The sequence below is a fragment of the Streptomyces sp. NPDC051576 genome (assembly GCF_040681835.1).
In the GTDB taxonomy this organism is placed as follows: domain Bacteria; phylum Actinomycetota; class Actinomycetes; order Streptomycetales; family Streptomycetaceae; genus Streptomyces.
The window spans coordinates 16495-39514 of sequence record NZ_JBFAZO010000016.1 but is presented as its reverse complement, the minus strand read 5'-3'; the positions used below and the strand labels follow the sequence as shown (position 1 = coordinate 39514).

22 protein-coding genes and 1 tRNA gene are annotated in these 23020 nt (G+C 72.3%); 13 read left to right on the top strand and 10 right to left on the bottom strand.

Going from position 1 to position 23020, the window contains the following annotated elements:
- Window positions 1-100: 100 nt before the first annotated feature.
- On the bottom strand, window positions 101-2056 hold the full coding sequence (locus tag AB0M63_RS40395; protein ID WP_366022890.1) for a YfjP family GTPase: 1956 nt from the start codon (window positions 2054-2056) through the stop codon (window positions 101-103).
- Window positions 2057-2059: 3 nt separating this feature from the next.
- Window positions 2060-3667, bottom strand: coding sequence for a dynamin family protein (locus tag AB0M63_RS40390; protein WP_355901438.1), 1608 nt, complete (start codon window positions 3665-3667; stop codon window positions 2060-2062).
- Window positions 3668-3990: 323 nt separating this feature from the next.
- On the opposite strand from AB0M63_RS40390, the gene AB0M63_RS40385 reads away from it, so the two are divergent.
- The 3 genes from AB0M63_RS40385 (at window position 3991) to AB0M63_RS40375 (ending at window position 6800) form a co-directional block, all read left to right on the top strand.
- Window positions 3991-4066: transfer RNA gene (locus tag AB0M63_RS40385), tRNA-Arg, on the top strand.
- Between the two features lie 168 nt (window positions 4067-4234).
- The gene (locus AB0M63_RS40380; protein ID WP_366022889.1) at window positions 4235-5767 is read left to right on the top strand and encodes an APC family permease; all 1533 of its coding nucleotides are present in this window, start codon (window positions 4235-4237) and stop codon (window positions 5765-5767) included.
- Between the two features lie 73 nt (window positions 5768-5840).
- Window positions 5841-6800, top strand: a complete 960-nt coding sequence (locus AB0M63_RS40375) for a D-2-hydroxyacid dehydrogenase family protein (RefSeq protein WP_366022888.1) — start codon at window positions 5841-5843, stop codon at window positions 6798-6800.
- A gap of 43 nt (window positions 6801-6843) precedes the next feature.
- Here the strand turns inward: AB0M63_RS40375 and AB0M63_RS40370 are convergent, their stop codons facing one another.
- Window positions 6844-7383, bottom strand: a complete 540-nt coding sequence (locus AB0M63_RS40370; RefSeq protein WP_355901432.1) for a DUF2087 domain-containing protein — start codon at window positions 7381-7383, stop codon at window positions 6844-6846.
- A 197-nt stretch (window positions 7384-7580) separates the two neighbouring features.
- On the opposite strand from AB0M63_RS40370, the gene AB0M63_RS40365 reads away from it, so the two are divergent.
- Window positions 7581-7880, top strand: a complete 300-nt coding sequence (locus AB0M63_RS40365) for a chaplin (protein WP_355901430.1) — start codon at window positions 7581-7583, stop codon at window positions 7878-7880.
- 72 nt (window positions 7881-7952) lie between these two features.
- Here AB0M63_RS40365 and AB0M63_RS40360 read toward each other — a convergent pair whose 3' ends face one another.
- The 7 genes from AB0M63_RS40360 to chpG all read right to left on the bottom strand — a co-directional run bounded on the left by AB0M63_RS40360 (window position 7953) and on the right by chpG (window position 12365).
- Window positions 7953-8819, bottom strand: coding sequence for a tyrosinase family protein (locus AB0M63_RS40360; protein WP_366022887.1), 867 nt, complete (start codon window positions 8817-8819; stop codon window positions 7953-7955).
- Entirely contained in the window at window positions 8803-9252 is a 450-nt protein-coding gene (locus AB0M63_RS40355) for a tyrosinase family oxidase copper chaperone (protein ID WP_355901426.1), read from the bottom strand. The genes AB0M63_RS40360 and AB0M63_RS40355 overlap by 17 nt, the downstream gene beginning before the upstream one ends.
- Window positions 9253-9399: 147 nt before the next feature.
- Entirely contained in the window at window positions 9400-9918 is a 519-nt protein-coding gene (locus AB0M63_RS40350; protein ID WP_355901424.1) for a hypothetical protein, read from the bottom strand.
- Between the two features lie 189 nt (window positions 9919-10107).
- Entirely contained in the window at window positions 10108-10605 is a 498-nt protein-coding gene (locus AB0M63_RS40345; protein WP_355901422.1) for a DUF5949 family protein, read from the bottom strand.
- Window positions 10606-10732: 127 nt separating this feature from the next.
- Window positions 10733-11023: a hypothetical protein gene (locus AB0M63_RS40340; protein ID WP_355901420.1), complete on the bottom strand. Its 291-nt coding sequence runs from the start codon at window positions 11021-11023 to the stop codon at window positions 10733-10735.
- Window positions 11024-11255: 232 nt separating this feature from the next.
- Window positions 11256-11957: a hypothetical protein gene (locus tag AB0M63_RS40335; protein ID WP_355901418.1), complete on the bottom strand. Its 702-nt coding sequence runs from the start codon at window positions 11955-11957 to the stop codon at window positions 11256-11258.
- Window positions 11958-12125: 168 nt separating this feature from the next.
- Window positions 12126-12365, bottom strand: a complete 240-nt coding sequence (gene chpG, locus AB0M63_RS40330) for a chaplin ChpG (protein WP_355901416.1) — start codon at window positions 12363-12365, stop codon at window positions 12126-12128.
- Window positions 12366-12619: 254 nt separating this feature from the next.
- Between chpG and AB0M63_RS40325 the strand changes: the two genes are divergently transcribed.
- Genes AB0M63_RS40325 through AB0M63_RS40285 form a run of 9 tightly spaced genes read left to right on the top strand, consistent with a single transcriptional unit; the run spans window position 12620 to window position 23007 of the window.
- Window positions 12620-13711, top strand: a complete 1092-nt coding sequence (locus tag AB0M63_RS40325; RefSeq protein ID WP_366022886.1) for a DUF3344 domain-containing protein — start codon at window positions 12620-12622, stop codon at window positions 13709-13711.
- 54 nt (window positions 13712-13765) lie between these two features.
- Window positions 13766-14938, top strand: coding sequence for a glycosyltransferase (locus AB0M63_RS40320; RefSeq protein ID WP_366022885.1), 1173 nt, complete (start codon window positions 13766-13768; stop codon window positions 14936-14938).
- Entirely contained in the window at window positions 14935-16353 is a 1419-nt protein-coding gene (locus AB0M63_RS40315; protein WP_355901410.1) for an exopolysaccharide biosynthesis polyprenyl glycosylphosphotransferase, read from the top strand. Before AB0M63_RS40320 ends, AB0M63_RS40315 begins: the two co-directional genes overlap by 4 nt.
- A gap of 3 nt (window positions 16354-16356) precedes the next feature.
- Entirely contained in the window at window positions 16357-17691 is a 1335-nt protein-coding gene (locus AB0M63_RS40310; protein WP_366022884.1) for an O-antigen ligase family protein, read from the top strand.
- Window positions 17688-19385 carry a lipid II flippase MurJ gene (locus AB0M63_RS40305; RefSeq protein WP_366022883.1) on the top strand — a complete coding sequence of 566 codons (1698 nt, stop codon included), beginning with the start codon at window positions 17688-17690 and terminating at the stop codon, window positions 19383-19385. Before AB0M63_RS40310 ends, AB0M63_RS40305 begins: the two co-directional genes overlap by 4 nt.
- A complete protein-coding gene (locus AB0M63_RS40300) occupies window positions 19369-20127 on the top strand; it encodes a polysaccharide deacetylase family protein (protein ID WP_366022882.1) in 759 nt (252 codons plus the stop codon). Before AB0M63_RS40305 ends, AB0M63_RS40300 begins: the two co-directional genes overlap by 17 nt.
- Window positions 20124-21278 (top strand): glycosyltransferase, encoded by a 1155-nt coding sequence (locus AB0M63_RS40295; protein ID WP_366022881.1) that lies wholly within the window; start codon window positions 20124-20126, stop codon window positions 21276-21278. The genes AB0M63_RS40300 and AB0M63_RS40295 overlap by 4 nt, the downstream gene beginning before the upstream one ends.
- Window positions 21275-21907 (top strand): lipopolysaccharide biosynthesis protein, encoded by a 633-nt coding sequence (locus AB0M63_RS40290; RefSeq protein WP_366022880.1) that lies wholly within the window; start codon window positions 21275-21277, stop codon window positions 21905-21907. The genes AB0M63_RS40295 and AB0M63_RS40290 overlap by 4 nt, the downstream gene beginning before the upstream one ends.
- Complete coding sequence (locus AB0M63_RS40285) at window positions 21904-23007, top strand: GNAT family N-acetyltransferase (RefSeq protein WP_366022879.1); 1104 nt, start codon at window positions 21904-21906, stop codon at window positions 23005-23007. Before AB0M63_RS40290 ends, AB0M63_RS40285 begins: the two co-directional genes overlap by 4 nt.
- Window positions 23008-23020: the final 13 nt, after the last annotated feature.

Here is a 23020-nt window from a genome sequence, read left to right as displayed (position 1 = left end):
ATCACCCGGACGAGGGAACGACGTTCGGACCGCAGTTCACCCGGCCCAAGACCGTAGTTCACCCGGCCCGGACCGTGGTTCACCCGGCCCGGACCGCAGTTCACCCGCCCCCGACGCCCGCCCCCGTGACCCGCCCGTACTGCTCCCGGACCTCCCGGTACCGCAGCAGCTCCGCGGCCAGCGGATCGAGCACCTGTGCCCGTCCGCATCCCGAGGCCGCCTCCCGCAGGCGCCGCTCCGCGTCGAGGCCGTAGCGCCGGGCGGGTCCGCGGGCCGCCAGCCGGCAGCTCCACTCGACGAGCGGGCCGCCGATGATGCCGGCCACCATCAGCAGCACCGGCACCCCCAGATTCGGTGTCATGAACCCGATGATCTGCCCCAACAGCCACAGCCCGCCGACGACTTGGAGGATCGTCATCGACGCCTGCGCCAGTACGGCCGCGGGCCACCAGCCCGGTCGCGGCGGCCGTCCCGCGGGCAGCCCGGCCCGCGCCGCCAGTTCGTCCAGCGCCTCGGGCAGCCCCTGCGACCCGCGTACGGCCGCCTCCCGCACCGCCTGCGCCCACGGCGCCGGGAGTCCGCGGGACGCGCGGTCGGCGACCGTACGGACCGCCTGCTCGACGCGCTGGCGTGCCGTGGCCTCCTCGTCCGCCTGGGCGCGCACCGGAAGCCGGCCGGTCGCCGGTTCGCGCCGGTCGTTGTACCAGCGCCACAGCCGCAGCCAGGGCGTGCCGCAGGCCCGGTTGGCGTTGCGCAGCCAGGCGCGTTCGGCCGCGTCGCCCGCCGCGGTGGCGCCCACCGCGTCCGCGAGGCGCGCGGCGAACTCGTCCCGCGCCTCCTCGCTGAGCCCGGTGCGCCGACCCGTGGCGTAGACGGGTCGCAGTCGCCACGCGGCGGCGTCAACATCGGCTGAAATTCGCCGTGCCGCGGCTCCACGATCCGCCACGAACTGGCCCAGAACCTCGCGCAGTTCCGGGATGCCGTCCCCGGTGAGCGCGGACAGGGAGAGCACGGTGGCACCGGGTTCGCTGTACTCCCCGAGGGCGATCCCGTCCTCGTCGAGCAGTCGGCGCAGATCGTCGAGGACCTGGTCGGCGGCCTCCCCGGGGAGCCGGTCGATCTGGTTGAGGACGACGAACATGACCTCCGCGTGGCCCGCCATCGGCCGCAGATAGCGCTCATGGATGATCGCGTCGGCGTACTTCTCCGGGTCGACGACCCAGATGACCGCGTCGACGAGCGCCAGGACTCGGTCCACCTGCTCGCGGTGCGCCACGGCCGCCGAGTCGTGGTCGGGCAGGTCCACCAGGACGAGCCCGCGCAACTGGGCCTCCATCTCGGCGCTCTGCAGCGGGCGTCGGCGCAGTCGTCCCGGGATGCCGAGCCGGTCGATGAGGGTGGCCGCGCCGTCGCTCCAACTGCACGCGATGGGCGCGGCGGTGGTGGGCCGTCGTACACCCGTCTCCGAGATGGCCACTCCGGCGAGCGCGTTGAAGAGCTGCGACTTGCCGCTGCCGGTGGCGCCCGCGATGGCGACGACGGTGTGCTGTCCGGAGAGCCTGCGGCGCGCGGCCGCCTCGTCGAGGACCCGCCCCGCCTCGGCGAGGGTGCCGCTGTCGAGCCGGGTCCGGGAGAGCCCGACCAGTTCGCGCAGCGCGTCCAGCCGCGACCGCAGCGGCCCGTCGTAGGCCAGCGGGGCCGGGACGTGCGCGGCTTTCGCGGTGTGCGCGGCCTGCGCGCGGGCGGCCCGGTTCTCCGCGGCCTGCTGCGCCGCGGTGGTCTCGTTGACCCGCCGGGCGATGAGCCCGTCGTCCCAGCCGCCGGCCGGTTCCCCGGGGTCCGCCGGGTCCGCCGCCACCTTGTCGGTGTCCGCCCGCCCGCTCACCTCCTTCGCGGCCTTTACGGAGCGGCCCTTTACGGGAGTCGCCCCCGAATCGCCCTCTACGGGGGAGGGCTTTTCGAGGCGCTCGGCCTTGATGTCCGCACCCTGGCCGTGATCGGCGCGATCGGCGTGATCCATCTCGTCCGTGTGGTCCTGGTCAGTGACGGCAGTCACCGGTCACCTCTCCTTCTGCAGTACGGACAGCGCGGCGATGAGTTCGGCCTGGGGTTCGGGGTGCACGTCGAGGGCGTCGAGCGGGGCGAGCCGGCGTTCGCGCTCGGTGTGCATGACCCGGTCCAGATGGTCGTTGAGCAGCCGCCCGGCACGGTCCCGCAGCCGTAGCGCGCCGTGGGCGCCGATCCGCTCGGCGAGCCCCTCGCCCGCGGACCGCGCCCGGCGACCGCCCAACAGCGCGGTGGCGACCAGGGCGGCGACCACCTCGGGCTCGGTCGCGGCACTCCTGTCGAGGTCGTGCACCTCTTCCTCGGCGTACTCCTCCAGCTCGCGCCGCCACCGCCGTACGGCCATCCCGATGCGGTGCTCGGCGCTCTCCGGCGAGGGGTCGCGGCCGGTGAGTTCGGGGGCGCCCGCGGCCGGTTCGCGCCGCCAGGCGTCGTCGACGCGTTCGTCGGCGGCCGTGACGGAGCACAGGAGCAGTGCGGCGAGGCTCTCCGCGAGGGCGTCGAGCAGTTCGCCGGCCGAGCAGTCGAGCGGGAAGGCGCGCCAGCGCTTCAACGCGTCCCCGGCGAGCACGGCCCCGGCCTGCAACCGCCCCCGTACGCGCGCGTGCTCGCTGTCGTAGGCCCCGTCGACGGCGGCCGTGAGCCGTAGCGCGGCCGCGTACTGGGCGGCGGCGGCGCTGGCCAGCTCGGGCATCCGCGACTTGAGCGAGTCGAGGACGCCGTAGGCCGTGCGCGCCATGGTCTGGTGCCGGGCCACCGGATCCTGGGCCTGCTGCGCGAGCCAACTCCGCAGCGTGGCCACGGCGCTGGCCGGCAGCAGGCCTCCGCCCCAGGCGGACTCGGGCAGTTCGGGCACCGTGAACCGGGGGACGTCGCCGAGTCCGGCCTTGGCGAGCAGGGCGCCGTACTGGCGGGACACCTCGGAGACCACCTGGTGGGGCACCCGGTCGAGGACGGTGACCAGGGTCGCGTCGTGCTCCTTGGCCGTGCGCAGCAGATGCCAGGGCACGGCGTCGGCGTAGCGGGCGGCCGTGGTGACCATGATCCAGATGTCGGCCGCGCAGATCAGTTCGGCGGCCAGCACCCGGTTGTCGGCGACCAGGGAGTCGATGTCGGGCGCGTCCAGGAGGGCGATTCCGCGCGGGAGGGAGTCGGCGGTCTCCACGCGCAGCACGCGCATACCGTCCTCCCCGGGGAGGAGCAACTCGTCGGCAGGGTCCTGGTGGGGCACCCACACGCGCGTGAGGTCGGGCAGCACCCGCATCCCGCTGAACCAGTGATGGTCCTCCGGATGACAGACCAGCACCGGGGTGCGGGTCGTCGGCCGCAGCACGCCGGCCTCGCTGACCCGGCGCCCGACCAGGGAGTTGACGAGTGTCGACTTCCCCGCGCCGGTGGAGCCGCCGACCACGGCCAGCAGAGGGGCTTCGGGCTCTTTCAGGCGGGGCACCAGATAGTCGTCGAGCTGGGCGAGCAGTTCGTCGCGGTTGGCACGCGCGCGTGGAGCCCCCGCCAGGGGCAGCGGGAAGCGTGCGGCGGCGACACGGTCGCGCAGGGCGGAGAGTGCGTCGAGCAGCTGAGGCCGTACGTCCAAGGTCACCACATGTGAAGAATGCCCAATTTTGGGGGAATTCTGAAGCATATGCGCATGTCTGCGCGCCGACGGAACACAACGGACGGAAGGGATGACTGGGGCATGGGCACAGTCCAGGCATAACGAGTGCACAACACCCGTGCCTCGGGGCACCAAAAGCGATGCACGATTCGTACCTGCCTGCGATTATCAGGACCGCTTCACCGAACCTCCACATCGAGCCACGGAGGGGAAGCAACAGGGACAAGGACCCGGGAGCCCTATCCTTGTCCCCGGCAACGTCACGGACCGGCCCACACCCGGGCACACCACGACCGAGGCCACCACATCCGGCCCCCGTAGCTCAGTGGATAGAGCAGGCGCCTTCTAAGCGCTTGGCCGCAGGTTCGAGTCCTGCCGGGGGCGCCACAAGGGCTCTGATCAGGGAATCGTCTCCCATGTTTCGGCACCGTTTCCGTTACGTCCCGCTGGATACGTAATGGTCAAGAATTGCACCCGAACGCTTGTGGGCTCTCGCGAGGGCGACCGATCATTGGCCGAATCCCGCCCCTCCCCCCGAACCCGCAGGAGCCCCCGGTGGCCGCAGGTCAGATAGCCTCCGAGCCGGCCGGCGCGCCGGCCGCAGCCCAGACCGAACGACAGAAGCTGCGCAAGCACTTCGGCCGGTTCGACATCCTCTTCTTCCTGCTCTGCACCATCGTCGGCGTGGACACCATCGGCACGGTCGCCTCCTCCGGCGCCGAGGCGTTCACCTGGCTCATCGTGCTGGCCGCGGTCTTCTTCGTGCCCTCGGCGCTGCTGACCGCCGAACTCGGCGCCGCGTTCCCCGAGGAGGGCGGCCCCTACATCTGGACCAGCCGGGCCTTCGGCCGTCTCGCGGGCGCCGTCAACAACTTCCTGTACTGGATCACCAACCCGGTGTGGCTCGGCGGCACCCTCGCCGTCTCCGCCGTCACGGCCTACACGACCTTCTTCAACGACGGAAAAGACCTGAGCACCCCGGCCTTCTACGTCTTCGCCCTCGTCTTCATCTGGGTGGGCGTCCTCGCCGCGATCCTCTCCTTCGACGTCGGCAAGTGGATCCCCACCATCGGCGCCTGGAGCCGCTTCGTGCTCCTCGGCCTGTTCACGATCACGGTCGTCGTCTACGGCATCCAGCACGGCCTGCACGGTTTCGGCCTCGGCGACTTCTCCCCGACGTACGCGGGCTTCGTCGGCCTGGTGCCCGTCCTGATGTTCAACTACGTCGGTTTCGAGCTGCCCAACACCGCGGGCGACGAGATGACCGACGCCCAGAAGGACGTCCCCTTCGCGATCTTCCGCAGCGCCGCCCTCGCCGTCCTCCTGTACGCGCTCCCCATCCTCGGCATCCTGCTCGTCCTGCCGGTCAAGGCCATCACCGGCCTCGGCGGCTTCCTCGACGCGATCCGCCAGGTCTTCACCGTCTACGGCGGTGACGTGGCCGCCGACGGCACCGTCACCAGCAGCGGGGCCGGCACGGTGCTCGGGGACATCGCCGCGGTCCTGTTCATCCTCACGGTGCTCTCCTCCGGCGTCACCTGGGTCATGGGCTCCGACCGCGCCCTCGCGGTCTCCGGCTACGACGGCGCCGCGCCGCGCTTCCTCGGTGTCATCTCCAGCCGGTTCGGCACGCCGGTGCGGGTCAACATCCTCAGCGGTCTCGTCTCCACCGGCGTCCTGATCCTGGCCCACCAACTGACCAACGGCAGCGCGGCCAAGCTCTTCGGTGCCGTCCTCGGCCTCGCCATCTCCACCACGCTCATCAGCTACCTGGGCATCTTCCCGGCCCTCGCGGTGCTGCGCTACAAGGCCCCGGACGTCCCCCGCCCCTACAAGGCGCCCGCCCCCATCCTGATCAGCGTGGTGCTCACCGTGCTCATCGTGTTCGCGAGTGTGCAGTTGGTCGCCCCCGGCGCGGGCGACCACTGGTTCGGCGCCGACTACGTCCCGGACGGCTGGACCGAGAGCGAGCGCGGGAAGTACCTCCTGACGGAGCTCGTACCACTCATCGGGTTCATGCTCCTCGGCGTCCTCTTCTGGGCCCTGGGCAAGCCGACCCGCAGGGCGAACTCGCTCGTCAAGGAGTAGGGCGCAAGGAGTAGCGTTCCAGTCGATCACCGGGGAGCCGGTCCCCGGGACCGACAGAAGGAAGAGAACCGCCGTGCGCCTGCGCTGTGTTGTCCTCGACGACTTTCAGAACGTGGCGACCGAGCTCGCCGACTGGTCGCCCGTCCAGGACACGGTGGAGGTCGTGAGCCTGCGTGAACACCTCGACGACGAGGGCGAGTTGGCCGCCGCCCTCGCCACCGCCGACATCGTCGTCACGCTGCGCGAACGCGTCCCCTTCCCCGCCTCGCTGTTCGCCCGGCTCCCGCGCCTGAGGCTGCTGGTGGCCTCGGGGATGCGCAACTCCGTCATCGACTACGCCGCCGCCGAGGCGCACGGCGTCACCGTGTGCGGTACGGCCAGCTCCTCGACCCCGCCCGTCGAAATGACCTGGGCGCTGCTCCTCGGCCTCGCCCGCGGGATCGTCGAGGAGAGCAACTCCCTGCGCGGCGGCGGCCCTTGGCAGCAGACCGTCGGCGCCGACCTGCACGGCCGCACCCTCGGACTGCTCGGCCTCGGGAAGATCGGCAGCCGGGTCGCCCAGGTGGGGCTGGCCTTCGGCATGCGTGTCACCGCGTGGAGCCAGCACCTCAGCAAGGACCGGGCGGCCGAGGTCGGCGTACAACTCGCCGCCTCCAAGGAGGAGTTGCTCGCGGACAGCGACTTCGTCTCGGTCCACCTGGCCCTCGGCGACCGCACCCGCGGTCTCCTCGGCCCCGCCGAACTCGCTCTCCTCAAGCCGAGCGCATATCTGATCAACACCTCACGCGCGGCCATCGTCGACCAGGACGCCCTGCTCGCCGCGCTGCACGAGGGCCGGATCGCCGGCGCCGGGATCGACGTCTTCGACATCGAGCCCCTCCCCGCCGACCACCCGATGCGCACGGCACCGCGTCTGCTCGCGACACCCCACCTCGGCTATGTGTCGCACGCCAACTACACGACGTACTACGGCCAGGCCGTCGAGGACATCCGGGCCTACCTGGCGGGGTCGCCCGTACGCCGACTGCCGTAGAACCGGACGCTCGCACGCCAACTGCCGCAGGACACCGGGGGGTTCACGCGGCGGGCCGCCGGTAGATCCCCTCGCTCCGCCGCAGATGGTGCAGATCCACCAGGTAGCGGCGGAGCGTCACATGGTCGACCTCGCCCTCGTCGCACCAGGCCCGCAGCTTCTCGTTGACGGTCCGCTCGGGGTACTGGACGCCAGGGGCGAAGGTCTGCTCGGCGATGTGCTGGAGCACGACCTGTTTGCGGGACCACTGGGCGGGCAGGCGGACCAGCCGGCCGCCCCGGACGAAGGTCCGCAGGATCATGTCGGTGTGCTCGTCGCCGGTGACCGGGCTCTCCTCTGCGGGCTCCTCGGCCTCCCGCGCGAGGTTCCTGAACAGGTCGTAGTCGACGCGCAGTTCCCCGTCGTCCATGGTCTTCACCACGCCCTGTTCGCGCAGCTTGAGCAGGGCGACGGCCGTCCCCCTCGGGGTGAGGCCGGCCATCTGGGCGACCTCCTCGGAGGTCTCCGCGCCCAGGGCCACCGCCGCGAAGGCGCGTACTCGGTTCTGCTCGGCGAACAGACGGAGCAGTTGGTCGGTTGCCATGCCGGGAGGTTAGACGACACCCACCCGCCGAGGGCACCGAATTTCCGGCCGTAGAACAGCCGCTCCCGGCGCTCGAAGTCCTGTTCAAAAAGGTGATCCCGGCGTTCTCGCCGTTACCAGGCATGGGCCGCCGCGTTGAACTCGAAGTGCGGTGGCGAGTCCTGCCGCCGCATCTCACCGAACCAAAGGAGAACGTGATGTCTCGCATCGCGAAGGCGGCCGTAGTCGCCCTGGGCACGGGCGCTGTGGCGCTCGGCGGCGCCGGTCTGGCCATGGCGGACGCGGGCGCGCAGGCTGCGGCCGTCGGTTCGCCCGGCGTCCTGTCGGGCAACGTCGTGCAGGTCCCGGTGCACATCCCGGTCAACGTGTGCGGCAACACCGTCAGCGTGATCGGCCTGCTGAACCCGGCCTTCGGCAACACCTGCGCCAACGTGAGCGGCCACGGCAAGGACGGTCACCCCGGCCCGGGCCACGGCGACAGCGGCTACGGTCACTGACCCGGTCGTACGCACGAACGCGAAGAGCCCCGGCACCTCAGGCGCCGGGGCTCTCCCCGTGTCCGCGGCCGGTCAGCCGTACCGGTAGATCGTGCCGACGTTCTCCAACTGCTCCGGCGTCACGTCCCACGGCGGCATCTTCTCCTGCCGTGCCACGACCCGCCCCTCCTGGTCGTCGCCCGGCCCCGGCGGCCGCGCCGGCAGATAGCGGGCGCCGCGGTGCCTGCTCTGCCAGCGGGACCACTGCAGGTCGACGAAGGCGTGGTGCAGCCAGAACACCGGGTCGTTGACGGAGGCGCCGCCGAGCATCACGCCCCCGACCCATTTGTGGACCCGGTTGTGGTTGCGCCAGGACGCGCTGCCCGACCCGGTGCCCCACCCTTCGAGCCGGTTGCGGAAGCCCTTGCGGGAGGTCGAGTCCCAGGGCGCCGTGTCGTAGACGGGGTCGGCGAGCGCCGCGTCCAGGTCGCGCTTCGTCGGCAGCCCGATCGGGGCGGCCGGGTGGCCGAGGTCCCGGGTGAGGTACGGCTCGTCGGTGATCCCCTCCTTGATCTTCCAGTGGCCCGCCGCATAGGCGAACGGCCCGGTCGTCACCTGGTGGTCGGAGCGCCGCCCGGTGCCGCCGAGCAGGTCCTTGGTCCAGGGCAGGGCGGTCGCGGAGCGGTCCCGCGTCCAGTCCCAGTAGGGCACCGTCACCGAGGAGTCGACCCGGCGCAGCGCCCGCTCCAGGTCCAGCAGGAACTGCCGGTGCCAGGGCAGGAAGGAGGGCGCCATGTGCGCCGAGCGCAGTCCGTACTCCCCGTCGGGCACGAAGAACTCGATGTGCGTGCGCACGAACTCGTCGTACTCGCCCCGCCGTTTGATCTCCAGGAGCGCCGCCACGAACCGCCGCTTCTCGGCGGCGGTGAGGGTGCTGACGTCCTTACGCGTGTACGCCATGGTCTCCCCCCATGTGCATGTCCATCGGGCCGTCCGCCTCGCGCAGTTCGCGGCCGGGGCTGAGCTCGTCGACGGCCGCGCGTGTCGCCTCCAGGGCGGTGGGATACGAGCGGTAGTGGTCGACCATGCTCAGCCAGGTGCCGTCGGCCCGCCGCATCAGATGCAGCGGCCGGCCGTCCACCGTCACCTGCCAGCCGTCCTTCAGCACACCGTGGATACGACGGCCCCGGTAGGTCTCGTCGAAGGCGGTGTCCCCCGGATCCTCACCGGAGCGGGTGGGCCGGGAGGCCGCGACGACGGGCACCAGCGCCACGGCGAGCAGAGCACCGAACGCCCCGCGCAGTGCCTCCCGCCGCGTCCCGCGCACCGGCCCGGGTCTCACCGGACTCAGCGACTCCCCGCCCACCGGTGCTCCGCCGACGCTCACGCTCATGGCCCAACTCCCTCGTCCGTTCCGACCGTTCGAGGGGGCTAACCGTCCGACCCCCCGCACGGTCACCGTCCGAAGCACCCGGGCAGGCGAAAGGGCCCGGGTAGCACCACCCGGGCCCTTGTCGTACGGACTTCGTCGCGACAGGGCCTAAAGGCCGGCCCCCGTGATCAGCTCCGCCCCCGGCACGGTCTGCAGGACCGGTGCCAGGACGCCCACCTGGGGCGCCTTCAGGTCCGGGAGGCCGAAGTTGTCGGGGTTGGGCGGGGTCAGCGGGGCGTCCAGGGCGAGGCCCGGGGCCAGCGTGCGCAGGTCGGAGGCGGGCGTGCTGACGCCGACGTGGTCGAAGCCGTCACCGAGGACGTGCGGCAGCGGTGCGCGCAGGCCGATGCCGGGAAGGCCGCCGTGGACCGGGAGTTGGGGCAGTACCCGCTCCGGGATGAGCCGGCCCTCGACGTACCGCGGACCCTCGGGCGCGCCCGGCATGGGCACCGGCACCTCTCCGCCCAGGTGGGGGAGTTCCATGCCGAGGGCGCTCTCCGCGCCCTCCAGCGGCACGGGCACGGGAACCGTGCCGAGGGCGGCGGCGGGGGTCGCGGTGGCGGCGCCGGCCGCGGCCGCCACGGCCGTGATGACGGCGGCGATGGTTCCTCGGGTGGTCGACTTCATTTCGAGTACGGTCCCTTTCGGAATTCGGAGGCTCTGCATGCTGAGGCTCTGCGTGCTGCCCGGGTAACGAGGCCGGGAAGGACAACAGTTCAAGATTCCCCCGACTGCCGCAGTAGTCAGCTTTTCCAGAATTCCCAAAGTCCCACCAGCGGGCCGGAATCGACGGTGTTCCCGCCCGCTGTCCGGTGGTCAGCCGCGCAGGCTGCGGGCGGGCAGGATGATGTGCGCGGCGGCGTTCAGGGTCTCCTCGGAGCCGGCGAAGGCGGCCAGCGCCTCGGGGGTGACGGGCTTGCCGGGCTCGGCCTCGGGCCACGGGCGGGTGGTGAACACGAGGTAGGCGAAGCCGCGTTCACCGACCGCCGCGAGCCACTCGGGCGGCGGCACGCACTGGGCGTTGAGCTGCGGCATGTTGAGGACGGCCTGCCCGGACTCGATGAGCATGGTGACCGGCAGGCTGGGCCGGGTGGAGCCGTCGACGACATCGCCGCCGACCGGGATTCCGTTGTCGGCCAGCAGCCGTTCCACGGCGGCGGTGGCGGCCTCGGGGCCGTCCGCGGCGTCGCCCAGGGTGTAGGCGAGGAGATAGGGCATGTCCCCGTCGGGGGCCTCGCCGCTCCAGGCCAGGACGACGAGGGTGCCGAGGTCGGCGACGCGGAAGGGGCGCGTTTCGCTTGAGGTTGAGGTCACCGCGCGACCTTATCGACGGGCCGGAAGGCCGCCGCCCGCGTTCTCACCCGTCCGGCCGATGGCACGGCCGCCCCGCCACACGAACGAGGGACGCCTCTCGACGCCCCTCGAACAGCACCGGCGGGACTCAGCCCTGCAACGGCAGACCGCCGAGCAGCGGGTTGTGCTGGTTCAGCGCACCGGCCGCACCCTTGACGGTGCTGAGCGCGGAGTTCTTGTTCTCGGTGTCGAGCGCGTCCGACTGGTGCTGCAGCGGCATCACGTCGGCGGGCTGGAGCGGACCACTGGTGAGGGTGTTGACGGCGCCGGTGAGGCTGGTGGGCGTCACGTCGGCGGGGCTGTAGGCGAACGCGGGCGCGGCGGCACCGGCGAGGGCGACGGACCCGGCAACGACAGCGGCAGCCTTCAGGGACTTCATCGTGTTCCTTTCTTCGGCAACTCATGTCACCAGAGGGAAATCTGTCGCCGTGTGTAACGAGTTCCGGCCGGGCCGGAAACCCCGTGCGCAGAAAGTTTCTGCTGCCCACCCAAATGCGGCGTGTGTCTCATCGGCGTTTCCCATCCTCATATGAAAGGGCCGTGCAGCCGAAAAGACCGTTGGGCCGCTCCCGGAAAGGGACCGGCCCAACGGCCTTCTACGACTGCTCGCCTCACACCCCCGGCACCGCGGGCACCGCCGGCAGCGCGGACGTGGAGGGCAGCGTGGGCAGACCGGGCAGGCTCGGCGCGGGCAGACCGCCGCCCAGCAGCGTGGCGGCGACCACGTTGACCAGGCCCGTCACCACACCGGTGACCGCCGGGACGACCTTGCCGACATCGCCGGAGGTGACGGCGGCAAGCAGCGTGGCGACCGCTTTCTGCAGGGCGGCGAGAGCGTCACCGGCGAGGTCGGCGGGCGCCTTGGCCTTGGAGTCGTCGCCGCTCTTCGGGAGCGCGGGCAACGCGGGCAGGGCCGAGGTCGCCGGGAGCGCGGGTGTCGCGGGAACAGCCGGAGCCGCCGGAACAGCCGGTACCGCAGGAGCGGCCGGTGCGGCGGCGGTGATCTTGGCGATGGCCGCGTTGACGGTGTCGACGAGCTTCTGCGCCTGGTCGGCGGAGAGCTGTCCGTTGTCGGCCTTGAGGACCTGGTTGAGCAGGTCGGTGACCGGGGTGAGCACGCTGCCGATGTCGCCGAGACCCTTGACCTGGGCGAGCAGCGCGTCAGCGTTGGGGACCGGCGCGCTCGACGTCGCGCGGACGTGCTCACGCGCCGAGTCGTTGTCGGCCGCGACGGCCGCGGGGCCGGCGATTCCGATCAGGACGGTGGCACAGAGTACGGAGGACGCGATGCGCCGTGCGGGCAGACCACGCATGGGGTGTTCCTTTCGGTGGTGCTTCGGATCTTGAGCCCACCGTGAAAGCGCTCACCACCGTCTGCAACCGGTACCGACCATTCGGCGCAACGCTCCCCAACGCCAACCGGCCGTCCCCCCGTGGAAGGACCACGGGAGAACGGCCGGCCGGAGGGATGCGCGCGGACGTCAGTCGTTGACGCAGGTGTTGCCGAAGGCCGGGTTCAGCAGGCCGATCACGTTGATCGTGTTGCCGCAGACGTTGACCGGGACGTGAACCGGGACCTGGACGACGTTGCCCGACAGCACGCCCGGGGAGTGGGCGGCGGCGCCGTGCGCGTCGCTGTCGGCGGCGGCGATGCCGGCGGTGCCCGCCATGGCGGCGGCGGCAACGGAGGTCAGGACCAGGCCCTTCGCGATACGCGACATGGAGAGGTGCTCCTTGGGGTTGAAACAAACATCCGGGCGGGGATGCCCGGCGCTGTGTCAACGCGCGACGCCCACGGGGGTTGTGCGGCCAATGGGGTGATGTCCCGCGTGGCCGAACTTCACCATTCCGACACACTTGTCACGTTTCGCCGTATTAATCCGGATAGCTACTAGAGTTGCGCACCTCCCGAAGTACCCCTATAGCCAGCAAATCGCATATAGGGGCCGTACTTCTCGAAAGGGCACCGCCGGTCATGCGCAATTCCCTGGGTCCGCTGCTGCGCCGGGCGTCGACGGGCGCTCTCGCCCTCGCCTCGATCTGGGCCCCGGCCGCCTCCGGCGCGTCCGCCCCGCCCGCCGCCGAGGCCGAGCGCCTCCCCCTCGCCCAGCGCTATCACGCGCTCCAGCACGGCGGCATCGTCCGCGCGGCCAACACCTCCATCAGCTGCCGTACGGACTCGGCTACCTGCCCGGCCGTACGCGAGGGGCGAGACGCAGTCAACGGGGCCAACGGCGACTTCGACATGTTCTACGTCGACGTCGACCGCGACCCGAACACCTACAACTCCTCCCGCGCGGAGGTCCGGTTGCCCGAGGGTGCCCGGGCCACCTACGCGCGTCTGTACTGGGGCGGCAACCTCCGGGTGGGCGAGCAGAAACCGGCCAGGGACAACGGGCGGGTGCTGATCGCGGAGCCCGGCGGTGAGTACAAGACGGTGCTCGCGGACACGGTCGTGGGGCACCGGGTGGCGGGCGGCGCGGACGCGTTCCAGGCCTCGGCGGACGTCACCGAGCTGGTCCGGGAGAGCGGGTCGGGCCTCTACACCGTGGCCCAGGTCAACACGGCGATGGGGAGGTCGGCGGCCGGCGCCTGGGGCGGCTGGACGCTCGTCGTGGCGTACGAGAAGCAGCGGGAGCCGCTGCGCCGGCTGGAGCTGTGGGACGGCTTCGACGCGCTGAACTCCCGTACCGGCGCGGAGATCCGGTTGCGCGGGCTGCGCACGCCCGCGCACGCCGGGGGACGCGCGGGCGTGGTGGCGTACAACGGGGATCGCGGCCGCACCGGGGATTCGCTCACCCTCTCGACCGGTCGTACGAACGCCACTCCGCTAGGCGACGGCGTCAATCCCCGTGACGACGTGCTGAACTCCACGATCAGCGACCCGGGGGCGGCGCCTTCGGAGCGTGCGCCCGCGTATGCGAACACCCTCGGCTACGACTCCGATGTGTTCGATCTCGGGAAGGCACTGCGGCCCGGCGGTGACCAGGTGGCCTTCCGGCTCGTTTCCCAGCGGGACGCGGCGTGGTTCGGGGCGCTCTTCGTCGCCGTCGACGCCCAGCAGTGAGGCGCGTTCCCGCCCGCAGTCCCGAGCGCCGTCCGTGAGCGAGGAAACCGCGCAATGCACCAGCCAGCAACCGTCCCCCGGCCACGGGTCCTGCACCTCGCCCAGCCCGTGGACGGCGGAGTCGCCCGGGTCGTCACGGATCTGACGCGGGCTCAGCTCACGGCCGGCCTGGACGTCACGGTCGCCTGCCCCGACAGCGCCCTCGCGGACGGCCTGCGGACGCTCGGCGCCGACGTACGGACCTGGGAGGCGACACGGTCGCCGGGTCCGGCGCTCCTCTCCGAGGTACGGCGGCTCGCCCGGGTGGTCGAGGAGGTGCGGCCGGATCTGGTGCACGCGCACAGCGCGAAGGCCGGTCTGGCCGGGCGGCTCGCCGTACGGGGGCGGATTCCGACCGTGTTCCAGCCGCACGCCTGGTCGTTCGAGGCGGTCGGCGGGGTCACCGCCACGCTCGCGACCGGCTGGGAGCGGTGGGGCGCGCGGTGGGCCACGCGGACGGTGTGCGTGAGCGAGGCGGAGCGCGCCACCGGGCTGCGGGCCGGCGTCCGGGGCCGCTGGAGCGTGATCCCCAACGGCATCGACGCCGAGCGTTTCCACCCGGCCGCCGTGGACACCGTACGGGCCGGGATCGAGCACCTCGCCGAGGTCGATCCGGCGGCGCCGCTGGTGGTGTGCGTGGGGCGGCTGTGCCGGCAGAAGGGCCAGGACGTCCTGCTGTCGGCGTGGGACGCGGTGCTCCGGCGGGTGCCGAAGGCGCGGCTCGTGCTCGTCGGCGACGGGCCCGACCGAGACGCGCTGCGCCAACTCGCCCCGGAATCCGTGCTGTTCGCGGGAGCCGTGGCCGATCCCGTGCCCTGGTACCAGGCCGCCGATCTGGTGGTCCTGCCCTCTCGCTGGGAGGGCATGGCGCTGGCCCCGCTGGAGGCGATGGCCTGCGCGCGGCCCGTCGTCGTCTCGGATGTCGCCGGCGCCCGCGAGAGCCTGCCCCCCGCTCTCGCCGCCCGCTGTCTCGTCCCGGCCGAGAACCCGGCGGTGCTGGCCGGTGCCGTCGCCGAGCTGCTGCTCGACCCGCTGCTGCGTGAGTCCCTCGGCCACCAGGGCCGCCGGTACGTCCTGTCCACGCACGACGTGCGGAACACCGCCGAAGCGGTCGCGGGGGTCTATCGCGAACTGCTGGGCGGCAAACCCGTCGTGCCCACCGAGTGCAGGGAGTCCATCCACTCGTGACTGCGGAAAGCACCGTCCCCTCCCCCGGCGGACAGCCACGGGACCACGGATACTCGAACGTCTCGGTCATCCCCCGGCGCACCGGCGGCGGTTTCCGGTTCCCGGTCCGCCGGCCGCCGGCACGGCCGGCCTCACCGCTGCCGCTGCTCGGCGCTGACCTCGCCGCCGCCGTGTGCGGCGCCGTCACACTGACGGGCCGTCACCGGCTGCTGCTGGTCGCCATGTTGATCGCCGGGTCGATACTGCTGCGCCCGCACCTGCCCCGGGCCGTACCGCGCGTCCTCGACGAACTGCCCGCCGTCTGCGGGCGGATCGCGGTCGCCTGGCTCGCCCTCGGCACGATCACGGCGGCCTACGCGCCCGACCGCGCGCTGTCCGCGCGCACCCTGCTCCTGGGCTTCGCCCTTCAGACGGCGGCCAGTTGCGTGGCCCGCGGCGCGGCGCACCAGCGCCGCCGCAAGGCCCTGCTGACCCGCCCGCGCACCGCCCTGGTCATCGGCCCGGCGACGACCGCGCAGCGCGTGGCGGCCGCGATCCTGCGCCACCCGGGGTGCGGGGTCGAGCCGATCGGCATCGTCGCCGACCACCCGGACGGCACCGAGGGCCTGCCCGTGCTGACCACCGGCGAGGAGGTCGAACGCGCCCTCATCCAGAACGGCGTACGGGCCGTCCTCACCGTGCATCCCTCCGTACGGTCCGAACGCGGGCCGCTGCTACGGGCGTTGGCGGAGTCGGGCTGCACGGTCTGGGAGGTCGACGCCGACTCGCCCTCGTACGAGATGCGCGACCAGCTCGCCGGATTCGCCTGCCGGCGACTGGAGTTGGGCTCCCGCAGACGCGGCAGCGCGGGCAAGCGGGCGCTGGACGTCCTGGCCTCCGGCATCCTGCTCCTCCTGGTCAGCCCGTTGCTGCTGGTGTGCGCGGCGGTGCTCCGGCTCACCGACGGACCCGGGGTCGTCTTCCGCCAGGAACGCATCGGCAAGGACGGGCGCCCCTTCACCCTGCTGAAGTTCCGCACCCACCGCCCGGTCGACGAGCACGAGGCGGCGACCCGCTGGAGTGTCGCGGGCGAGCACCAGATGGGCCGCTTCTGTCGCTTCCTGCGGCAGACCTCGCTGGACGAACTGCTCCAGCTCTGGAACGTCTTCCGGGGCGACATGAGCCTGGTCGGCCCACGGCCCGAACGCCCTTATTTCGTCGCCGAGTTCAGCCAGGCCTACCCCGGCTACGCGGCCCGCCACCGGATGCAGACCGGCATCACCGGTCTCGCCCAGATCCACGGGCTGCGCGGCGACACCTCGATCGAGGACCGCTGCCGGTTCGACAACGCGTACATCGACAACTGGTCGCTGTGGCAGGACATCTGCATCCTGGCCCGCACGGTCACCGCGCTCGTCCGTCCGACCGGGAGCTGAGCCGTGAACCACCGCCTGCGCACGTTCGCCCCCGTCCTGCCGGTCATCGCCGTGATCGCCCTGCTCGGCCTGCCGCTGGCCCCCGGCGAGGGCGGCGCCGGTCCGGCCGACGCGGTCTCCGGGCTTGTCGTGCTGTACTGCGGGATCCGGCTGCTGCGCGACCGACGTCGGCCCCTGACCCCAACTGCCATGGTGGTCATGGGACTTCCGGTGCTCGGCCTGTCGATCGCCGCGATGGGCGCGTCCTCACCGGGCGCCGGTCTCAGCGGTCTGGGCCGCTACCTCCAGATCTTCGTGCTGGTGCCGGCCGCCGTCCTGCTGCTGATCCGCGACCGGCGCGACTTCCGCCTGCTGGCCTGGTCGTTCGTCGCACTCGCCCTGTGGCAGGGGGCGATCGGCGTCCAGCAGTACGTCACCGGGACCGGCGCCTCGTACCAGGGCGAGGACATCCGCGCGGTGGGCACCTTCGGACCGACCGACGTGATGGGCATGGCGACGGTCGTGTCCTTCGGACTGATCTGCGCACTGGCCCTCGCCCTGGGCCGAACCGGCGTACGCCAAAGGGCAGTTGCCACCACGTGCACCTTCGCCCTCCTCCTCCCCCTCGCCCTGTCCTTCAGCCGCGGCGCCTGGATCGCGACGGCCGCCACCTGCGCCGTGCAACTGGCGCTGGCCGGACTGCGGCGCGCGCTGAAGGTGGCCGCGGCCGTGACGGCGGCGGGCGTGGTCCTGGTCGGCGGCTTCGGGGTCGGTACGGCGATGCTCCAGGAGCGGATCAGCAGCATCACCCAAGTCACCGACGCCCCCGACCAGTCGGTGACCGACCGCTACACGATGTGGGCGGCGGCCACCGCCATGTGGCGTGAACACCCGCTGACCGGCGTCGGGTTGAAGGGATTCCCCGAACACCGCGACGGCAACGCCTCGTTGGCCCTCTCCTCGGGCAGCGACACCGAGGGCGCGGGCGCCGCGTTCCTCAAGCAGCCGCTGCTCTCCCCGCACAACATGTACCTCCTGGTCCTCAGCGAACAGGGCCTGCTCGGCCTGCTCACCCTCGCCGGCAGCTGGCTGGCCCTGCTGGTCCGCGCCCTGCGCGGCCTGTTCCACGTCCACCGCTCCGGCCACCCCGGCCTCGACTGCGCCCTCGTCTCCTGCGGCCTGCTGTTCTGGCAGCTGGTCGACTTCGCCTACGCGGACATCGGCGGCCCGTCCACGGTCCTGACGGCGGTGGTCTTCGGGGTGGCGGCGTGGTGGTCACTGGTGGGAGCGAACGAGGAGGACCGTCCGGTGGCTACGGCGCCGGTGCGCACGAACGCCGAAGGGGCCATGGCCGCATGACGGTAACTGGCAACGCCCCCAGCGACAGCGCCCCAAAGGGGCGCGGGGAACTGCGCGCCCAGCACCAACTAGCCCCCACCCAACCAACACCCCTCCCCAGCACCCCCCAAGAACCCCCGGCAACAGAATCCCCCCGCTTCCTCGCCAAAGCCGCCCTCATCACCGCCGCCCTCTCCATCACCGGCTCCCTGCTCGGCCTCGTGCGCGACCAAGCGCTGGCCACCCTCTTCGGCGCCGGCAGCGAGACGGACGCCTTCCTCGTCGCCTGGACCGTCCCGGAGTTCGCCGCCACCCTGCTGATCGAGGACGGACTGGCGTTCGCCCTGATCCCGGCGTTCAGCATGGCGCTGGCCCGCCGCGCCCAAGGTGCCCCCGGCGACCCGGTCCGCGCACTGGTCGCGAACACCCTCCCCCGCCTCACCCTGGCGTTCATCGCGGTGTCGGCGCTGCTCATCGCGACGGCCCCCTACCTGGTCGAGGCCCTCGCCCCCGGCCTCCCCCACCCCGCCCTCGCCATCGACTGCACCCGCCTCACCGCGACCTGCGTCCTGAGCTTCGGACTCGCCGGGTACTGCAGCGCCGCGCTCCGCGCCCACCGCCGTTTTGTCGCACCGGCGGCGATCTACGTGGCGTACAACATCGGGATCATCGCGGGGATGTACACCTTCGGCGGCCGCTGGGGCGTACGGTCGGCGGCGCTGGGCGTCGCGGCGGGCGGCTGCCTGATGGTGCTGACTCAACTTCCTGCGCTGGTACGCCAGTTGAGGAGTCACACACCGGCCACTGCGGATACCGGCACCAGCACCACCGACACCCCCGGCCCGATGAACTTCACGCTGATGGCCACCGTGCTGCTCTTCGCACTCTGCCGCCAGTCGCAGGTCCTCATCGAGCGCTTCCTCGCCTCCAACCTCCCGGCCGGCGCCATCTCGCATCTGAACTACGCGCAGAAGGTCGCCCAGATGCCGATGGTGCTCTCGCTGATGCTGTGCACGGTCACCTTCCCGGTGGTCGCGCGGGCGCTCGCCGAGGGCGACACCGAGAAGGCCCGCGACCGGGTGGAGCGGGACCTCGCGCTGGCCGCGTGTCTGGTGCTGCTGGGCGCCGCCACGGTGATCGCCTGCGCCCCGCAGATCATCGAACTCCTCTTCCAGCGGGGCGCGTTCACCGCCCACGACACCGCCGCCACGGCCGGTGTGATGCGCGTGTACGCCCTCGGGCTGCTCGGCCAGACCCTGGTCGGCGTCCTTGTCCGCTCCTACTTCTCGGCGGGCCGCCCCACCTGGTACCCGGTCGGCGCGATGGCCGCCGGCATCGTCGTGACCTCCTGGATCGGCGTCTGGACGGTCGGCCCCTGGGGCGTCATCGGCATCGCGATCGCGAACGCCATCGGCATCACCGTCACCGCCGTTCTGCTGCTGTGCGGCAGCGGCCCGCGCAGTGTCCCGATCCGCACCCGGCAGGTCCTGATCGAGCTGAGCCGGCCGGTGCGCGCGGCGGCCGTCGCCACGATCGCCGGGGCGTTCGCGGCCCGCGCGATGCCCTCACCGCTGCTCGGTCTCACCGTCGGCTGCACCACCGTCGCCGCCGTCTTCGTCCTGCTCGGCTGGGCCCTGGGCGCCCAGGGCTTCGCACCCGCACTGGAATCCGTACGCTCCGTCACACGAAGGCTCTCGCATGGCCGCTCCCGTTGAGTCCCCCACCACCGGCAGTCGCGTCACGGGCCCGGTCCCGTGGGTCGCGATGTACCACTCCGTCGGCGACTGCTCCGACGACCCCTACCGCATCACGGTCACCCCGGACCGGCTGGAACAGCAGTTGCGCTGGCTGAGCCGGCGCGGTCTGCGGGGCGTCTCCATGGCCGACCTGCTGGCCGCCCGCGCCCGTGGCGAGGGCCACGGCCTGGTCGGCCTGACCTTCGACGACGGCTACGCCGACTTCGTCACCAACGCCCTTCCCCTGCTGGCCCGTTGGAACTTCGGCGCCACCCTCTTCGTCCTCCCGGGCAGGCTCGGCGGCGACAACGCCTGGGACCCGCTGGGACCGCGCAAACCGCTCCTCACCGCCGACGGCATCCGGCAGGCCGCCGCCGAGGGCGTGGAGATCGGCTCGCACGGTCTGACCCACGTCGACCTGACCAAGGCGGACGACCCCACCCTGAAAGCCGAGGTCGCCGACAGCCGCTCCCGGCTCCAGGAACTCCTCAACTCCCCCGTCGACGGCTTCTGTTACCCCTACGGCACGATCGACGCCCGGGCCGTCGACGCAGTACGCGCCGCCGGATACACCTACGCCTGCGCGATCGACCCGGGCGATCTCAACGGCCCGCACGCGTTCCCCCGCGTCCACATCGGCCAGAACGACACCGCCGTACGCCTCTTCCTCAAGTACCGGCTGCACCGCCTGCGCCGCCGCCCGGTGGAGGGCCTCGCGTGAAGGCCCTGCACATCATCACCGGGCTCGGCGTCGGCGGCGCCGAGCAGCAACTGCGGCTGCTGCTACGGCACTTGCCGGTCGACTGCGATGTCGTGACACTCACCAACCCGGGCGCGGTCGCCGACGGCCTCACGGCCGACGGGGTGCGCGTGATCCACCTCGGCATGACCGGCAACCGCGACCTCGCCGCCCTCCCCCGCCTGGTCCGCATCATCCGCACCGGCGGCTACGACCTCGTGCACACCCACCTCTACCGCGCCTGCGTCTACGGCCGTCTCGCCGCCCGGATCGCGGGCGTGAAGGCGGTCGTCGCCACCGAACACTCCCTTGGCGACTCGCAGATGGAGGGCCGCAGGCTCAGCGCCGGGGTCCGCGCCCTGTATCTCGCCAGTGAGCGGCTCGGCCGGTCCACGGTCGCCGTATCTCCCACGGTCGCCGAACGCCTGAAGCGCTGGGGCGTGCCGGGCCCGCGCATCGAGGTCGTCCCGAACGGCATCGACCTGGACCGCTTCCGCTTCGACCCGGTCCAGCGACTGCGCACCCGCCAACGTCTCGGCCTGCCCGAGGGCGCGTACGTCGTCGGCGGCATCGGCCGCCTCGCCGCCGGCAAACGCTTCGACGTCCTGATCCGCGCCCTCACCCAACTCCCCTCCGACTACTGGCTGTTGCTGGTCGGCGGCGGCCCCGAGGAGAACCTCCTGCGCCGTACGGCACACGAGTGCGGGGTCGCCGACCGGGTGCTGTTCACCGGCGAACGCCCCTATGCGCCGGACGGCTCGCCGGGCCCCGACCTGCCCTCCCTCACCGCCGCCATGGACCTGCTGGCCTCACCGTGCCCCGAGGAGGCCTTCGGCCTGGCGGTCGTGGAAGGACTCGCGGCCGGGCTGCCCGTGCTCTACGCCTCCTGTCCCGCCGTAGAGGATCTCCCCCCGCACGCGGCGTCCGCCGCCCGGCGCGTCGAGGGCGGCCCCGATGTCTTCGCCCGCGCGCTGGCGGCGGCCCGCGCCCAGGGCCCGCGCCCGCGCACCGCGCCGGACGCCGCCCACCACTACTGCATCACCCGCAGCGCCGCCCACCTCATGGACGTGTACGCGGCCGCGGTCTCCACCTCGTCGCCGTCCCCCGCACCCCAGGGAGCCAGTTCCTCATGACCGAGAACCGACAGCACCGCCCCCTCGCCCGCGCCAGGGCCCTCCCCGCCTGGTCCCTCCTCGCGGCCGGCGCCGTGACCGGCGGCCTGCTCGGCGGGGTGTACGGCATCGCCAAGACGCCGACGTACACGGCCACCAGCTACGTCATCGCCGTACCGACCGACAAGGCCGACTCCGCGACCGCGCTCGGCTTCGCGCAGGCCTACGGCCGGGTCGCCACGCAGCTCGCGGTGCTCGGCGACGCGCAGGTGTGGGCGGGCGTCCCGGTGAAGACGCTCCAGTCGAGCGTGCAGACGGCGACCTCGCCGGACGCGCCGATGGTCGCCGTCACCGCCGTCTCCTCCCGCGCCGACCTCGCCGCCGACATGGCCAACGCCGTGACCCGCTCGCTGACCGTGCACGCCAACGACTCCAAGGACTCCACCCACGTCGAACTCCAGACCTTCGCCCGCGCCGTCAAGCCGGCCGCGCCCTCCTCGGCCACGGCCGCGGTGACCGGTCTGGTCGGCGCGAGCGCGGGCGGTCTCCTCGGCGGCCTGCTGCTGCTCGTACGACCGCGCCGGACCACCGAGGAGACCGCCCGCCCCGCCTCCGTGCCCAGCCCGGCCACCGCGGCCGACGTGCTGTGACACCGGTGTACTCGACCCACCTCGTCACCGACGCCCGGGAGTTCGCCGAACTGGCCCCGGCCTGGGGCCGGTTGTACCAGAAGTGCGGCGCGGCCACCCCGTTCCAGAGCCACGCCTGGCTGCACTCCTGGTGGCTGTCCTACGGCAGAACCGGCCGTCTGCGCCTGCTCGTTGTCCGCGACGGCCGCGAACTCGTCGCCGCCGCACCTCTGATGCTCGTACGGCGCCCGGTGCCCGCGCTGGTCCCGCTCGGCGGGGCGATCTCCGACTACGGCGACGTCCTGCTCGACGACGAGCACGGGGACCCCGCGGTCGTCGCGCTCACCGAGGGTCTCGCGTCCGCCGCCCGCACCGCGCTGATCGACTTCCGCGAGGTACGCCCCGGTGGCGCGGTCGAACGTGTCTACGACCACTGGCGCGGCCCGCGGCGCCGCGTCCACGACTCGCTGTGCCTGGAGCTGCCCGCCGTCCCCATGTCCGAGCTGGTCGCCCGTCTCCCTTCCTCCAAGGCCCAACGGGTCCGCGCCAAGCTCCGCAAGCTGACGGCACTGGGCGTCGAGCGTCACGTCGTACAGCCGGACGGGGTGGACTCGGCGCTGCGACGGCTGCTGGAACTGCACCAACTCCAGTGGCAGGGACGGAAGGTGACGTCCGAGCATCTGCAGACGCGGTTCTGCGAACACCTGGTGCGCTCGGTCGGGCCGATGGTCCGCTCCGGGGACGCCGTCGTCACCGAGTTCCGGCTCGACGAGGACGTGGTCGCCGTGGACCTCACACTGCTGTCGCGGCGGCTCGCGGGCGGCTATCTGTACGGCGCGCATCCGCGGCTTCGGGAGCGGAAGGCGGACGTGGCGGTGATGCTGCTCGACGCGTGCGCCGAGCACACCGGCGCGGACGGGTCCCGCACCCTCAGCCTGCTGCGCGGCGACGAGCCGTACAAGCATCACTGGCGGCCCGAACCGGTCGTCAACCAGCGGCTGTTGCTGGCCCGGCGGCGCACGGCACCGCTGATGTCGGCGGTCGTCTGCGATGTCGCCGCGCGCCGGCGGGGCAAGGCGATCCTGCGGAAGTGGAGGGAGCGCGGTGGCGACGGACCCTGAGCGGCCCGCCGCC